The organism is Faecalimicrobium sp. JNUCC 81 (assembly GCF_053667625.1).
The window spans coordinates 2,190,912-2,205,627 of the sequence record NZ_CM132203.1 but is presented as its reverse complement, the minus strand read 5'-3'; the positions used below and the strand labels follow the sequence as shown (position 1 = coordinate 2,205,627).

The window sequence follows — 14,716 nt, the reverse complement described above, 5'->3', positions numbered from 1 at the left end:
AGTATATTGACTTAATAATAACTATAATATATTATGCAAATATAAAAATAAGAATTATTAAGACATTATTATAAATATATAGCAAAGTATTAAATTATGAAATTGAGGAAAACTTATATGAATATAAAAGTAAAAGATATAGCGGCTAAATCAGGGGTATCTATAGCTACGGTTTCTAGATATTTAAATAAATCAGGATATGTAAAACAAGAAACAAGGGAACTTATAAAAAATGCAATACAAGAAATAAAAGACCAAGACAAAACATATCAAAGGGAAAAAAACATAGCAGTAGTATTTCCAGACTTATCGAATATGTTTTTTACAGATGTACTTAAAGGATTAACTGAAGAAGCAGAAAAATTAAATTATAATGTATTTTCATTTGATAGTGGTGAAAATATAGAAAAGGAAATGAAAATAATTGATGCGTTAAGTGATTTTAATATTTGTGGGTTAGTAATTACCACGACTATAAAAAATAGGGAAACAACTAAGCAACATATTCAAAAACTAAACTCTTTAGGTGTACCTGTAATATTATTAGATAGAGATTTGATATTCTGTGATTTTGATGGAGTTTTTATTGATAATCAAAAGGGTTCATTTGATGGAGTAGATACTTTAATAGCCTCAGGACATAAAGAAATAGCAGTAATAACAGGTCCCCTAGAATACGAAACAGCAAGGCTTAGACTAGAAGGATACAAACAAGCTTATAAAATAAATGGATTAAAAATTAATGAAGAGTATATACATGAAGGTGATTACCATGTTGAATCAGGGTATAACAAAGCAAAAGAGATAATAAAAAACAATAAAGATGTAACAGCAATATTTATTTGTAATAATATGATGACATTAGGTGCTATAAATGCATTAAATGAGATGAATATAAAAATAGGACAAGATATATCACTATTAGGATTTGATGACCTAGATTTCTTTACATACTTAGGATTAAATATAAGTGTTGTTTCTAGGCCAACTTCAGAAATGGGAAGAATGGCTTTTGACGTATTATATAAAAAGCTAATGGATGAAGAACCTTGTACTACTCAAAATATAGTATTAAAACCAAGTGTTGTAATTAGAGGTTCAGAAAAATTAAAAGATAATGATAAAAAATAGAGGTAAAATTACCTCTATTTTTTTTGAGAAATAGTATTTATGAAAATATATGAAATAAAAATGAAATGAATTAAAAATAATATGAAAAAAACATGAAAGGAATATGGAAAAAAGTATTGAAAAAGTAAAAGGAATAATATATTATATGAATATAAGTTAGGAAAACGATATTTTAAATATGAAATAAATCTGAAAATAAAAGACATCGCTAATCAATCAAGTTTAGCAGTTGGAAATTACAATTAAAGAATTATTATAAAAGGGGAGAAATCAAAATGAATGTATACTTAGCAGAATTTATAGGTGTAACAATGTTAATATTCTTTGGATGTGGGGTTTTAGCAGGAAATGCATTAAAAACTTCAGGCTCGTACCAAGCAGGAAATGTAGCGATAAATATTGCTTGGGGATGTACAGTTGCTATGGTTATATTTTGTGTAGGAGACATAAGTGGTGCACATATTAACCCAGCAATAACTATTATGCAAGCTGTAAAAGGAAGTTTTGAATGGAGCTTAGTACCAGGATACATATTGGCACAAATAGCAGGTGGGATGTTTGGTTCACTTTTAGTTTATCTTCAGTTTATTAATCATTGGGAAAAAACAAATGATGAAAATACTAAGTTAACAATATTTGCAACAGCACCGACTATAAGGAATAATTTAGCAAACTTCTTTAGTGAATATATAGTGACATTTGGATTAGTATTTTGTATATTAGGAATGGATACAAATACATTCCCAGAAGGATTAAAACCTTTAGCTATTGGATGTTTAATATTCTTAGTAGGAACATCATTTGGAGGGGTAACAGGAGCTGCATTAAACCCAGCTAGAGACTTAGGTCCACGTTTAGCACATTTTCTACTTCCAATAGCAGGTAAAGGAAGTTCTGATTTTAAATATTCATGGATACCTATAATAGCACCTATAATGGGAGCAACTACTTCTGGATTAGTACATATTGCTTTGTATGAAGGTATAGTAGATTATAGACTTTATATGGTGTTAGGATTAACAATAGCTACATTTATTACTATTAAATTATTAAGTAAAGATAAAAAGATATCAAATGATTTAATAAGTCAAACTTCATAGAATGGGAAAATGTTTGCATTAGTATACTATACTAATGCAATTTTTATACAAAAAATTCATTTCGCTTAAGTGGTTCTCCAACACGTTGCTTAAACTACTATGTAAGTTGATTAAAAATAAATAATATATGTAAAAAATATGTAAGAATTATGTAAAAAATATGGAAAAAATAATTGCAATTAATAAAAAAGTGTTATATTATATATTCAAGGAAAACGATATTTATAAAGTTCGAAATGTTTAATATATGAAAATATATATGACAAATTAGAATTAAATGACAATAGAGAGAGGGGAATTTAATATGGAAAAAATATGTGTAATAGGAAGTCTTAATATGGACTTAGTTGTAAATGTTTGTGAAATGCCAAAAAAAGGTCAAACTTTAATAGGAAGTAACTTTAAAGAAATACCAGGTGGAAAAGGTGGAAATCAAGCAGTTGCTGCGTCAAGACTTGGTGGAGATGTATACATGATAGGTAAAGTCGGCAATGATGGTTTTGGACAAAGTTTATTAAAACAATTAAAAGCTGACAATGTAAATACTGAGTATGTACAAGTTGAAGAAGGACCAAGTGGTGTAGCTCTTATAACAGTAGATAAAAATGCTGAAAACTCTATAGTAGTATCACCAGGGGCAAACTTTAAGTTAACAGAGGATGATATAGATAAATGTATAGATGCAATAAAGGATAGCGCTACAGTAGTAATACAACTTGAAACACCAATAGATACAATAAAATATGCTTTAGAGAAATCAAAAGAATTAGGCAAATTTACAATATTAAATCCAGCACCAGCAGTTAAGCTAAGCGATGATATTATAAAAAATGTAGATTTATTAACGCCAAATGAAACTGAATTAGAGATACTAAGTGGATTAAGTATAAACTGTGAAGAGGATATAAAAAAAGCTGCTAATGTAATGTTAAAAAAGGGTGTAAAACAACTTATAGTTACATTAGGATCTAAGGGTAGTCTTTACTTAGATAAGGATACTATGGAATTTAAAAAATCATATAAAGTAGATGCAGTAGATACTACAGCTGCAGGGGATAGTTACACAGGAGCGTTATCAGTAGCACTTTCTCAAAAGAAGAGCATAGATGAAGCTATGGATTTTGCATCAAAAGTAGGGGCTTTATGTGTTACTAAAATAGGAGCACAAACTTCAATACCTAACTTATATGATATTGAAAATCACAAGTTCTAATACAATTACTAAAAATTATACATATCTAAATTAAAAAATAGCACATAAATAAGGAGAGTAAATATGAAAAAATCAGTTTTAATAAATAGCAACATATCATCAGTAATAGCTAAAATGGGGCATACAGATATGTTAACAATATGTGATAGTGGTCTTCCAATACCAAAGAATGTTGAGAGAATAGATTTAGCATTAAGTAAAGGAATACCAACATTTTTAGATACATTAGATACAGTATTAGAAGAATTAAAAGTTGAAGAAGTTGTAATAGCTTCTGAAATAGAAAAAGTTAGCAATGAAATGTATAAAGAAATAGAAAAAAGATTTAAAGATATAAAAATAACTAAGGTGTCTCATGAAGATTTTAAAACTATGACTAAAGATTCTATGGCAATAGTTAGAACCGGGGAATTTACACCATATGCAAATATAATATTAAAATCTGGAGTAGTATTTTAATAATTTAATCGAAACAAAATAGAGAGGGAAAATTATGAAAAATTTAGAATGTAATGCTAACAACGTTAGAAAAAATATTGTTGATATGATTTATTCATCAAAATCAGGACATCCAGGGGGATCTTTATCAGCAGTTGAAATACTTACATATTTATACTTTAAGGAAATGAATATAGACCCACAAAATCCGAAAAAACAAGATAGGGATAGATTTGTACTAAGTAAAGGTCATGCAGCACCTGTTTTATATGCAACATTAGCCCAAAAAGGTTACTTTGATAAAGATATGTTAAACACATTAAGAAAATTACATTCACCGCTACAAGGACATCCAGATAGCAAGAAATTAGTTGGTGTTGATGTATCTACTGGTTCTTTAGGTCAAGGTATATCAAATGCAGTAGGTATAGCTTTAGGTGCAAAAATAGATAAGAGTAATATTAGAGTGTACTCATTACTTGGTGATGGAGAAATGCAAGAAGGATTAGTATGGGAAGCACTTATGGCAGCAGCACATTATAAATTAGATAACTTAGCTTTAGTAATAGATAATAACGGATTACAAATAGATGGTAAAAATGAAGATGTAATGAATATATATTCTTTAAAAGATAAATTAAAAGCATTTAACTTAAACGTATTAGAAATAGATGGGCACTCTTTTGAAGAAATAGAAAAAGCATTTGATAATGCAAAAAGTACAAAAGGAATCCCGACAGTTATAATAGCTAAGACTGTAAAAGGTAAAGGTGTTTCATTTATGGAAAATGAAGCCGGATGGCATGGAAATGCTCCTAGTTTAGAACAAAGAAATATAGCAATAGAAGAATTAGAGTCTAAGGGGGAAGCGAAATGGGATTAGCTACTAGAGAAGCATACGGAAAAGCATTAGTTGAGTTAGGAAAAGAAAATGAGAATATAGTAGTATTAGATGCAGATTTATCAAAATCTACTAAAACAGCAGATTTTGCAAAGGAATATAAAGATAGATTTATAAATGTAGGTATAGCAGAACAGAATCTAATGGGATTAAGTGCAGGTCTAGCATCTTTTGGTAAAGTACCTTTTGCAAGTACATTTGCAGTATTTGCTACAGGTAGAGCATTTGAAATAATAAGAAATTCAATATGCTATCCAAACCTAAATGTAAAGATAGCTGCAACTCATGCAGGTATAACTGTTGGAGAAGATGGTGGGTCTCACCAATCAATAGAAGATATAGCTTTAATGTCATCACTTCCAAACATGACAGTAATAGTTCCAGCAGATGAGGCTGAAACTGTTCAAGTAATAAAAGAAGTAGCAAAAATAAATGGTCCTGTATATATAAGGCTAGGAAGACTTGCAGCAGAGGATTTATTTGATGAAACTTATAAGTTTGAAGTGGGAAAAGGTGTAACTGTAAAAGAAGGTAATGATATAACAATAGTTACGACAGGTCTTACTACAAACCTAGCATTAGAAGCAGCAAAAGAATTAGAAAATGATAATGTTAGTGTAAGAGTAATACACATGCCAACTATAAAGCCAATAGATGAAAAAATATTAGTAAAAGCAGCTAAAGAGACAAAATGTTTAATAACATTTGAAGAACACTCAATAATAGGTGGTTTAGGTGATAGAGTATGCTCTGTAACAAGTTTAAAATCGCCAGTAAAGGTAAGAAAAGTTGGTATAAAAGATACTTTTGGACAATCAGGTACACCTAAAGAGTTATTAGAACACTATGGATTAACTAAAGAGAATATAAAAAATATAGTAATAGAAGAGATAAATAATTAACATAGGAGAGAGATTATGAAAATATTTATAGATACAGCAAATGTAGATGAAATAAAAGAAGCAGCAACATGGGGAATATTAGATGGTGTAACAACTAATCCTTCATTAATAGCTAAAGAAGGAAGAGATTTAAAAGAAGTAATAAATGAAATATGTTCTATAGTAGATGGACCAATAAGTGCTGAAGTAATAAGTTTAGAGTGTGATAAAATGGTAGAAGAAGCTTTAGAATTAGTAAAGTTACATAAAAATATAGTAATTAAGATACCAATGTGCATAGAAGGATTAAAGGCAGTTAGCATATTATCTCAAAAGGGAATAAAAACTAATGTAACTTTAATATTCTCATCTGGGCAAGCATTACTTGCGGCAAAATCAGGAGCTACTTATGTAAGTCCATTTGTTGGAAGATTAGATGATATAGGTATGGTTGGAATTGATTTAATAACTGAAGTTTCAGTTATGTTTAAAACTCATAACATAAAGACAGAAATAATATCAGCAAGTGTTAGAAATCCAATACATGCATCACGTTGTGCATTAGCAGGTTCAGATATAGCTACTATACCATTTGGTGTATTAAAGCAAATGACTAAACATCCTTTAACTGAAATAGGAATAGAGAAGTTTTTAGCTGATTATAAAAATATGTAATTAAAAATTTCATAGCATCGCATATGGCTTAAAGGGTAGCAACGTTTCTCAAAAGGCTAATACCATTAGAACTATTCTCAGTGGTATTAGCCTTTATTTTGTATAAAAATATATAATTTTAGTGGGGGTACAAAATTTTGCACAAAAAAGTTGACTGTTTTTAATCTTTTGTGCAAAATGGATATGTAGTATATTGATATTAAGGAAAGGCAAACAAAATGTACATTAACAAAAGACTAGAAGAAATTCTTAAAATACTAATAAAAAAAGATTATGCAACAACACAAGAAATTTCCAAAAAGCTAAATATGTCAAGGAGGACAACCTACTATGACATAGAAAAGCTAGAACACTATTTACGAATAAATTCAGTTGAGCTTAAAAACAAAAGAACTTTAGGATATTATTTAAGCAACAAAGATAAAGAAGAAGTAAGTAAATTGTTAAAGTATGCAAGTGAAGATTATATACTTTCTCCAAAAGAAAGGTACTTAAAAATAGTAATTTACATTCTTACATATAATGAGAAGCTTACAATAGAAAAACTTTGTAATCTACTACAAGTAAGTAGAAATACAGTTTTGAATGATTTAAAAGATGCTAGAAGTTATATAAGTAAATATAAACTAAACATTGAATCTTATAACGGTTATGAAATAAAAGGAGACCTAAAAGATAGAAGATATTTATTTATTAATTTATACAATGACTATGGCTATCTATTTAAAGAATGTGAGTTTTTAGAAGAATATAATGCATTAAAAGAAACTTTAGAAAGTATTAATCCAAATGTAGAAAAAGAAACATACATTAATTATACGTTAAAGTATCTAACAAATATGTATAAGTATTATTATAGAGATTTTGAAAGTTTAAGTTTCTCAGAGGATGAAATAAACTTTTTAGAATCATTAAGTTGTAAGAATTTAGCAAACGATATCCTAGTAGAATTAAGAAAAGTATTAAATAAAGATATAGCAGATAGTGAAATCTACTATATACAAACTTTTATTATTAGAGATAGTGAGATAAAAGAGTTTTTCATTAAGCAATCGATAAAAGATAAGTATATGTATGAAATAAATATGATGGTTAGAGAATTTGAAAAGATATCTTGTATCTATATAGACGATTATAAAGAGCTTACAAATAATATATTTAATCATTTAGTACCATCCCTTTTTAGATTAAGATATGGCGTATATTATCCTAACCCTATTAAGGAAGAAGTAAAAAATAAGTACAAATCAATATTTCAGTTTACTAAGCAAATAGTAAAGAATGTTGAAGAAGTACTAGGATGTTTTTTTAATGATGATGAATTAGCATTCATATCAATGTATTTTGGTGGCTATGCAGTAAAAATGGGAGTTGAAATAAAAATTCCTAAAATAGTAATTGTATGTAACTCTGGAATGGCAACCTCACAACTGTTAAAAAGTCAGATAAAAGATATCTTTGATTTAATAGAGATAAAAGATATTTTATCACTAGATGAGTTTAATAATTATGAAAAAAGTTATGACTTTGCTATAACAACTGTTGATATTTCAAAGGATAATGGAAATGTCATAAAAGTAAATCCAGTACTAAATAATTTAGATAAGCAAAATCTAATATCTCAAATATCTAGCACTCAATCAAAATTCAACTTAGGTCAACAGATTGTAAGGAGAATAATGAATAGTGTAGAGAGATATTCTACAGTTACAAACAAAGATAAATTAAGAGAAGAAATTGAAAACATAATTTTATCAACTGAAGAAAAAAATGAAATTTACAAGGTTACATTAGCAGACCTTTTAAATAAAAATACAATCAGCTTAAATCAAGAAGCAAAAGATTGGAAAGATGCAATTAAAGTTAGCTCAAGAAGTTTAATAGAACTAGGTGTTATTGATAAGTCTTATGTAAAGGCAATGATTAGAAATATTGAAAATTTAGGGCCATACATAATAATTTTAAAAAATGTTGCTCTTCCTCATTCTAAACCAGAAAATGGTGTAAATAGGTTAGGAATTAGTTTAACTACATTTAAGGAAGAAATATGTTTTTCAGATAATGAGAGACATAAAGCTAGAGTCTTTATAGTTTTGGCACCTAAGGACAAAGAATCACACTTAAATGCGTTAGTATCTATTAATAAGATGTTGTCTAATAAAAGTAATTTAGAAAAAATACTAAATGCATCTTGTGAAAGTGAAATTTTAGAAATAGTAAAACAATATTCTTAAGGATTGGAGGGAAATGTCATGATAGTAAAGGTATTAGATGAAGTAAATAGCTATGATGAAGCTATAAAAATATCTTGTGACATCTTAAAGGAAAGAAACTCAATAAATGATAATTACTTTGATGCAATAATAAATAAGATAAATGAGTTTGGTCCATATTTTTGCATGGCACCTAAATTGGCAATGCCTCATGCTAGACCAGAAGATGGAGCATTAGAAAATGATTTATGCCTACTAAAGTTAAATAAACCTGTTGATTTTTTAGGTAAAGATATAGAGTTATTTTTAACTTTAAGTGCTAAGGATAGTAATTCCCATTTAGAATTAATGCAAACAGTAGCTAGTATATGTATGGATGAAAACAAATTAAATAAAATATTAAATTCAAATAATGAAGAAGAAATAATGGAGGTAGTGTAAAATGAACAGAATAATGGCAGTATGTGGATCAGGATTAGGATCAAGTTTTATGGTAGAAATGAATGTAAACGAAATCTTAAATGAATTAGGTTTAAGTGGATTTGAAGTATCACATAATTCTTTAGCTGATGCAACTGCAGACCAAGCAGATATATTTATAACAGCTAGAGATTTAGAGCCAAGTGCTTCTCACTTACCGAACTTAATAGTATTAGATGCTTTATTTGACAAAGATGAATTAAAAGTTAAACTACAAGAAAAATTAGGATGCTAATAAATTAATACTGGTTAAATTAAATAATTTAACCAGTATTAAAGGAATAATAATATTTTTAATAGACACTAATAAATAGTTTGGAGGGTCAAAAATGAACGGATTTTTAAAAGTATTAATTGATTTCGTATCTGAACCAGCAGTTTTAATAGGTATTATGGTTGTGCTAGGATTAGTACTTCAAAAGAAACCTATAGAAGATATAATAAAAGGTTCTTTAAAGGCAATGGTTGGTTTTGTTGTGATATCAGCAGCTGCTGGTGTTATAGTTGGCTCTCTTGAGCCATTTGGTAAAATGTTTGAATATGGTTTTAATGTTCAAGGTGTAATACCAAATAATGAAGCAGTAGTTGCAATGGCTCTAGATCAGTATGGTACAGCAACAGCTCTAATAATGACATTTGGTATGATAGCTAATATGTTAATAGCAAGATTTACAAAGTTTAAATACATATTTTTAACAGGTCATCATACATTATTTATGGCTTGTATGATAGCAGTAATACTAGTTTCAGGTGGAATGAGTGGATTTAATTTAATATTCACAGGTTCTTTAGCATTAGGGTTAATAATGGTGCTTTCTCCAGCAATATGTCAACCTTTTATGAAAGCAATAACGAAAAATGATTCAGTAGCATTGGGACACTTCTCATCTACAGGATATGCATTAGCTGCGTTAGTAGGTAAAGCGGTAGGTAAAGGTTCTAAGTCTACAGAGGAAATGAAGGTTCCTAAATCTTTAAGCTTCTTAAGAGATTCTGCAGTATCTATATCTATAACAATGTTAGTTTTATATTTGATAGTTGCATTAGTTGCAGGATCAGAGTTTGTTGAAACTACATTATCAGGTGGAAAGAACTTTATAGTTTACTCAATGATACAAGCATTAACATTTGCAGCAGGATTTATATTAATTCAAAATGGTGTTAGATTAGTTTTAAATGAGATAGTACCAGCATTTAAAGGTATCGCTGCAAAAGTAGTACCAAATTCAAAACCAGCACTAGACTGTCCAATAGTATTTCCATATGCACCAAATGCCGTATTAATAGGATTTTTAAGTTCATTCTTAGGTGGAGTGGTGTCAATGCTTGCACTAGGAGCAATGGGGCTTACAATAATAATACCAGGTGTTGTACCTCATTTCTTTACAGGAGCAACAGCAGCAGTATTTGGTAACTCTACAGGAGGTAGAAGAGGGGCTATAGTTGGTTCATTCTTAAACGGTATAGTAGTATCACTGTTACCGGTAGTATTATTACCAGTACTTGGTGGATTAGGAATAGCAAACTCTACATTCTCAGATGCAGACTTTGGAGTTATGGGAGTATTCTTAGGTAAAATTCAAGAGTTTGTAGGTCAAGTAGGGCTTACAGGTATACTAATTGGAGTTGTAGTAATACTAGTAGTTATAAGTAAAATTCCTAAAAAAACAATTGGAAACACAGATCAATCTAAAACAGCTTAATAAATATCTCCTAAAGATATTACTTTATAAAAAAGATGACCAATATATTTAACTTGGTCATCTTTTTTTTATAATAAATCTAATGTAGAAATGAATCTAAGCTTAGTAAATAATTTACTTAAATATTACAATATCACTTAAAGGTAATATAATAAAGTATGTAGTATAAATATAGATAGTTTATTAATGGGGGAGATATATAAATGAAAATTAAAGAAAATTGGGTAGATAATAAGGGGATAAAAATACATTATATTGACAATGAATTAAAGGATACTAATAAAACACCACTACTAATTTGTCCAGGATTATCAGAGTCTTGTGAAGATTATATAAATATTATAGATGCTTTGAATGATAGAAGGTGTGTAGCACTATCATTTAGAGGAAGAGGAAAAAGTGACTCACCGGATAAAGGATATACTTTAAAAGACCATGTTGATGATATAAGTTCAGTAGTAAATGAATTAAGATTAAATAACTTTTGCATTATGGGATATTCAAGAGGTGTATCATATGCATTAGGATATTCTATTTTAAATCCTAATTTATTAAAAGGAATAATAATTGGAGAATATCCAGCAGAACATAAAAAAATGCCTAATGGATGGGCAAAAGAATCGATTAAGTTTTATAATACACATTGTGAATCAATATCTATTACATATGAAGCTTTAAAAAGTATAGAAAAAGAATCAGATCAAGTTTATTTTAAAGAAGAATTAAATAAAATTAACTGTCCATTTTTATTATTAAAAGGTGAACAAGAAGAAACATTATTATCTAGAAAAGATATATTAAATTACATAGAGTATTTAAATAGTAGAAGTATTAGAATAGAGTCTTTTGATAAAGCAGGTCATGATATAAAATGTGATGATTTTATAGGTCTTATGAAAGTGATAAATGAATTTTTAGAATCAATAGATTAAAACATACTAGTGATATATTTATAAAATAAATAATAGCAAAACTGATTAATTGACTTTGATATTGATGAATGATATTCTTTCTATATAATATTAAGCGAAATTAAAGCTAGATGGAGGAAGTAATATGCGTCAGTGTATGGATTCAGATAATATACATAGAAGAATTAAAAAAGTAATAGGGCAATTAAATGCCATAGATAATATGGTTGATGAGGATATACCTTGTGAAGATATATTAATGCAAATAAATGCAGTAAAAAGTGCAGTTCATAAAGTTGGGCAAATAGTATTAGAGGGGCATATAAGCCATTGTGTAAAAGATGGATTAGAACATGGTGATCATGAAAAAACAATTAAAGAGTTTTCAAAAGCAATAGAACATTTCTCAAGACTTAAGTAATCTTTAGGCAGTCAAATTTGACTGCTTTTTTTATTTTAAAAATTTACATTTTATATAAGTTAAAAATTCTAAAGAGTGTGATTAATTTAGCTAGTTAAATTAATTTTTATTGACAAATAGTATGGATAATACTACCATGTACCTATACCCCTATGGGTATAAAAAGGAGGAAATATATGAAATTATTAATAAAAGATGAAAGAAATAGAGAGATTTTAATACTAGTATTGTCTGCTATATCTCTAGTTATTAGTTTCTTAGATTTAATTACATCACCAATTGATTTTTCATGGGTTGCAGTTATATTATGTGGTTTTCCGATATTTAAGGGTTCAGTTATAGGCCTTTTAACTGATTTTAATATAAAAGCAGGAGTACTTGTATCAATGGCGTTAATTGCATCTATATTTATTGGAGAAGTATTTGCAGCTGGAGAAATTGCATTTATAATGGCACTTGGAGAGATGTTAGAAGAATATACTCTTTCAAAAGCTAAAAAGGGAATTGAGAAATTAATAAATTTAACACCAACTACAGCTAGAGTTATAAAAAAAGGAATTGAAAATGTAATTGATGCTAAAGATGTAGTTGTAAATGATATTATAAAAGTTTTACCAGGTGAAACTGTTCCTGTAGATGGTATATTGATAAATGGTGAAACGTCTATAGACCAATCTGTTATGACAGGTGAATCAATGCCTGTTGACAAAAGAGTAAATGATGAAGTATTTAGTGGAACCGTAAATCTATTTGGGGTATTTGATATGAAAGCAACTAAAATAGGTGAAAATAGTTCACTTCAAAAGATGATACGTTTAGTAAAATCAGCTGATGCTAGTAAAGCTAAGATAGTAGGATTGGCTGATAAATGGGCTACTTGGATAGTAATTATTGCTTTAGTTTCAGCAGGATTAACATGGATGGTAACGGGTGAAGTAATACGTTCTGTAACAATACTAGTTGTATTTTGCCCTTGTTCTTTAGTATTAGCAACTCCAACAGCTATAATGGCTGGTATAGGAAATGCTACAAAGTTTGGTATCTTAATTAAAGAGGGAGATGCTTTAGAGAGATTATCTAAAGTTAAAAAAATTACTTTTGATAAAACAGGTACATTAACCTATGGAAAGCCTAAAGTCACAAGAGTATATTCTTTTGATAAAAATATAGATGAAAATGAACTATTAAGATTAGTATCTAGTGTTGAAAGGTACTCTGAACATCCGCTTGGAAAAGCTATACTATCTCACTATAAGTCAATACTAAATGAGAACTTATATGAAGCAACTAACTTTAAAATGGTAATAGGTAAAGGTGTTTATGCAAATATAGATAATGAGAAAATATTAGCAGGGAATAAAAAATTATTAGAAGAACATAATTTAACTTTATCTAACAAACAAGAAAAAGAAGTTAAAGCTTACATAGAAAAAGGAAGTACAATTATATTTGCTGCAAAAAATAATTATATAAAAGGATTTATAGTACTTGAAGACATCATTAGAGATAATGCAAAAGATATGATAGAAAGTATTAATAAATTAGGCAAAACTAGTATATTACTTACAGGAGACAACAAACAAACTGCTGAAAATATAGCTAATATATCTAAAATAGATAATGTATATCCAGAGTGCTTGCCAGAAGATAAATTATACATAATTGATAAATTACAAAAAAATAATGAACAAGTTTGTATGGTAGGAGACGGTGTCAATGATGCACCAGCACTAAAGAAATCATATGTTGGAATTGCAATGGGAGGAATAGGAAGTGATATTGCAGTTGAAGCAGCAGATATAGCTCTTGTAGGAGATGATATAAAGTATATACCTCATTTACTAGAGTTAGCTAAAAAAACAATGAATACTGTAAATATTAATATAGTCATATCTATGGTATTAAACTTTTTATCAATAATACTTGCTATGGTTGGAGCGTTAGACCCCATATTAGGAGCATTGGTTCATAATATAGGTTCAGTAGTTGTCATTATACATTCAGCTTTATTACTAAAATGGAAAAGTAATAAGCTAAATAATATATATGACAATAATAAAATCACTTATAATAAAAATGATTTTAATAAAGAGAGTATAGAACAGATAAATATATAATAAATATAGGGATAATATTATTATCCCTATATTTATTCTTCTCCGAGAATATTAAATCCATATCCAAAAAGCAATTCATTAATTTCTATAATACCAAGTTTTTTATTTATACAAAATATAATAACACTGTCTCTTGGAACTTTAGCATAAAGTTCACCAACATTACCAAGTTTTAAAGCTTTATTAGTTTCTTCCAGGCTGAAACTAGCTCCAATACAAATTTGTAAAATTTTATCACGGCTAGGTTTTTTATCACCTCTTAAAATCTCATATCCATAAGTTCTATCTATATCAGCATTTTTAATGACAGTGCTTTTGCTAAGACCCTTAGCTTTAAATAAATTCTCAAAGTATTTATGTAAACTTAAATCATTTGAGCTTGTTAATGTATTAGAAATATAATCATCTAAATTTGACTCACTATCTATATTTTTTAATAAGCTCATAAGCTCAACAGTTTTAATATCATTCATACTAGTATTTCACCTCTTCTATTAATATGATATAATTTTAAGGTTATAAAATCAATAAG

General features: G+C 28.2%; 15 protein-coding genes. 14 read left to right on the top strand and 1 reads right to left on the bottom strand.

Going from position 1 to position 14,716, the window contains the following annotated elements; genetic code table 11:
- Positions 1 to 117 precede the first annotated feature (117 nt).
- The 14 genes from JNUCC81_RS10890 (at position 118) to JNUCC81_RS10825 (ending at position 14,184) form a co-directional block, all read left to right on the top strand.
- The gene (locus JNUCC81_RS10890; protein WP_454093494.1) at positions 118 to 1,131 is read left to right on the top strand and encodes a LacI family DNA-binding transcriptional regulator; all 1,014 of its coding nucleotides are present in this window, start codon (positions 118 to 120) and stop codon (positions 1,129 to 1,131) included.
- Between the two features lie 275 nt (positions 1,132 to 1,406).
- Entirely contained in the window at positions 1,407 to 2,231 is an 825-nt protein-coding gene (locus JNUCC81_RS10885; protein ID WP_454093493.1) for an MIP/aquaporin family protein, read from the top strand.
- Between the two features lie 304 nt (positions 2,232 to 2,535).
- A complete protein-coding gene (gene rbsK, locus JNUCC81_RS10880) occupies positions 2,536 to 3,444 on the top strand; it encodes a ribokinase (protein ID WP_454093492.1) in 909 nt (302 codons plus the stop codon).
- A 63-nt stretch (positions 3,445 to 3,507) separates the two neighbouring features.
- Positions 3,508 to 3,903 carry a D-ribose pyranase gene (gene rbsD / locus JNUCC81_RS10875; RefSeq protein WP_454093491.1) on the top strand — a complete coding sequence of 132 codons (396 nt, stop codon included), beginning with the start codon at positions 3,508 to 3,510 and terminating at the stop codon, positions 3,901 to 3,903.
- A 34-nt stretch (positions 3,904 to 3,937) separates the two neighbouring features.
- Positions 3,938 to 4,765 (top strand): transketolase, encoded by an 828-nt coding sequence (locus tag JNUCC81_RS10870; RefSeq protein ID WP_454093490.1) that lies wholly within the window; start codon positions 3,938 to 3,940, stop codon positions 4,763 to 4,765.
- On the top strand, positions 4,756 to 5,685 hold the full coding sequence (locus tag JNUCC81_RS10865; RefSeq protein WP_454093489.1) for a transketolase family protein: 930 nt from the start codon (positions 4,756 to 4,758) through the stop codon (positions 5,683 to 5,685). The genes JNUCC81_RS10870 and JNUCC81_RS10865 overlap by 10 nt, the downstream gene beginning before the upstream one ends.
- Positions 5,686 to 5,700: 15 nt before the next feature.
- On the top strand, positions 5,701 to 6,339 hold the full coding sequence (fsa, locus tag JNUCC81_RS10860; protein WP_454093488.1) for a fructose-6-phosphate aldolase: 639 nt from the start codon (positions 5,701 to 5,703) through the stop codon (positions 6,337 to 6,339).
- Between the two features lie 218 nt (positions 6,340 to 6,557).
- Positions 6,558 to 8,573, top strand: coding sequence for a BglG family transcription antiterminator (locus JNUCC81_RS10855; protein ID WP_454093487.1), 2,016 nt, complete (start codon positions 6,558 to 6,560; stop codon positions 8,571 to 8,573).
- Between the two features lie 18 nt (positions 8,574 to 8,591).
- Positions 8,592 to 8,993, top strand: a complete 402-nt coding sequence (locus tag JNUCC81_RS10850) for a PTS sugar transporter subunit IIA (RefSeq protein WP_208333131.1) — start codon at positions 8,592 to 8,594, stop codon at positions 8,991 to 8,993.
- 1 nt (position 8,994) lies between these two features.
- A complete protein-coding gene (locus tag JNUCC81_RS10845) occupies positions 8,995 to 9,267 on the top strand; it encodes a PTS sugar transporter subunit IIB (protein ID WP_208333130.1) in 273 nt (90 codons plus the stop codon).
- Positions 9,268 to 9,361: 94 nt separating this feature from the next.
- The gene (locus JNUCC81_RS10840; RefSeq protein ID WP_454093486.1) at positions 9,362 to 10,735 is read left to right on the top strand and encodes a PTS ascorbate transporter subunit IIC; all 1,374 of its coding nucleotides are present in this window, start codon (positions 9,362 to 9,364) and stop codon (positions 10,733 to 10,735) included.
- A gap of 203 nt (positions 10,736 to 10,938) precedes the next feature.
- On the top strand, positions 10,939 to 11,667 hold the full coding sequence (locus JNUCC81_RS10835) for an alpha/beta fold hydrolase (protein ID WP_454093485.1): 729 nt from the start codon (positions 10,939 to 10,941) through the stop codon (positions 11,665 to 11,667).
- Positions 11,668 to 11,791: 124 nt separating this feature from the next.
- The gene (locus JNUCC81_RS10830; protein ID WP_042274691.1) at positions 11,792 to 12,067 is read left to right on the top strand and encodes a metal-sensing transcriptional repressor; all 276 of its coding nucleotides are present in this window, start codon (positions 11,792 to 11,794) and stop codon (positions 12,065 to 12,067) included.
- A 176-nt stretch (positions 12,068 to 12,243) separates the two neighbouring features.
- The gene (locus tag JNUCC81_RS10825; RefSeq protein ID WP_454093484.1) at positions 12,244 to 14,184 is read left to right on the top strand and encodes a heavy metal translocating P-type ATPase; all 1,941 of its coding nucleotides are present in this window, start codon (positions 12,244 to 12,246) and stop codon (positions 14,182 to 14,184) included.
- 32 nt (positions 14,185 to 14,216) lie between these two features.
- Here JNUCC81_RS10825 and JNUCC81_RS10820 read toward each other — a convergent pair whose 3' ends face one another.
- The gene (locus JNUCC81_RS10820; protein WP_454093483.1) at positions 14,217 to 14,657 is read right to left on the bottom strand and encodes a hypothetical protein; all 441 of its coding nucleotides are present in this window, start codon (positions 14,655 to 14,657) and stop codon (positions 14,217 to 14,219) included.
- Between the last annotated feature and the right edge of the window lie 59 nt (positions 14,658 to 14,716).

Excerpts from the sequence above, each read along its gene's own strand:
- JNUCC81_RS10855 (WP_454093487.1), top strand. The coding sequence starts at position 6,558 with ATGTACATTAACAAAAGACTAGAAGAAATTCTTAAAATACTAATAAAA.
- JNUCC81_RS10850 (WP_208333131.1), top strand. The coding sequence starts at position 8,592 with ATGATAGTAAAGGTATTAGATGAAGTAAATAGCTATGATGAAGCTATA.
- JNUCC81_RS10830 (WP_042274691.1), top strand. The coding sequence starts at position 11,792 with ATGCGTCAGTGTATGGATTCAGATAATATACATAGAAGAATTAAAAAA.
- JNUCC81_RS10835 (WP_454093485.1), top strand. The coding sequence starts at position 10,939 with ATGAAAATTAAAGAAAATTGGGTAGATAATAAGGGGATAAAAATACAT.
- JNUCC81_RS10865 (WP_454093489.1), top strand. The coding sequence starts at position 4,756 with ATGGGATTAGCTACTAGAGAAGCATACGGAAAAGCATTAGTTGAGTTA.
- fsa (WP_454093488.1), top strand. The coding sequence starts at position 5,701 with ATGAAAATATTTATAGATACAGCAAATGTAGATGAAATAAAAGAAGCA.
- JNUCC81_RS10820 (WP_454093483.1), bottom strand. The coding sequence starts at position 14,657 with ATGAATGATATTAAAACTGTTGAGCTTATGAGCTTATTAAAAAATATA.
- JNUCC81_RS10840 (WP_454093486.1), top strand. The coding sequence starts at position 9,362 with ATGAACGGATTTTTAAAAGTATTAATTGATTTCGTATCTGAACCAGCA.
- JNUCC81_RS10885 (WP_454093493.1), top strand. The coding sequence starts at position 1,407 with ATGAATGTATACTTAGCAGAATTTATAGGTGTAACAATGTTAATATTC.
- JNUCC81_RS10870 (WP_454093490.1), top strand. The coding sequence starts at position 3,938 with ATGAAAAATTTAGAATGTAATGCTAACAACGTTAGAAAAAATATTGTT.
- rbsK (WP_454093492.1), top strand. The coding sequence starts at position 2,536 with ATGGAAAAAATATGTGTAATAGGAAGTCTTAATATGGACTTAGTTGTA.
- JNUCC81_RS10890 (WP_454093494.1), top strand. The coding sequence starts at position 118 with ATGAATATAAAAGTAAAAGATATAGCGGCTAAATCAGGGGTATCTATA.
- rbsD (WP_454093491.1), top strand. The coding sequence starts at position 3,508 with ATGAAAAAATCAGTTTTAATAAATAGCAACATATCATCAGTAATAGCT.
- JNUCC81_RS10825 (WP_454093484.1), top strand. The coding sequence starts at position 12,244 with ATGAAATTATTAATAAAAGATGAAAGAAATAGAGAGATTTTAATACTA.
- JNUCC81_RS10845 (WP_208333130.1), top strand. The coding sequence starts at position 8,995 with ATGAACAGAATAATGGCAGTATGTGGATCAGGATTAGGATCAAGTTTT.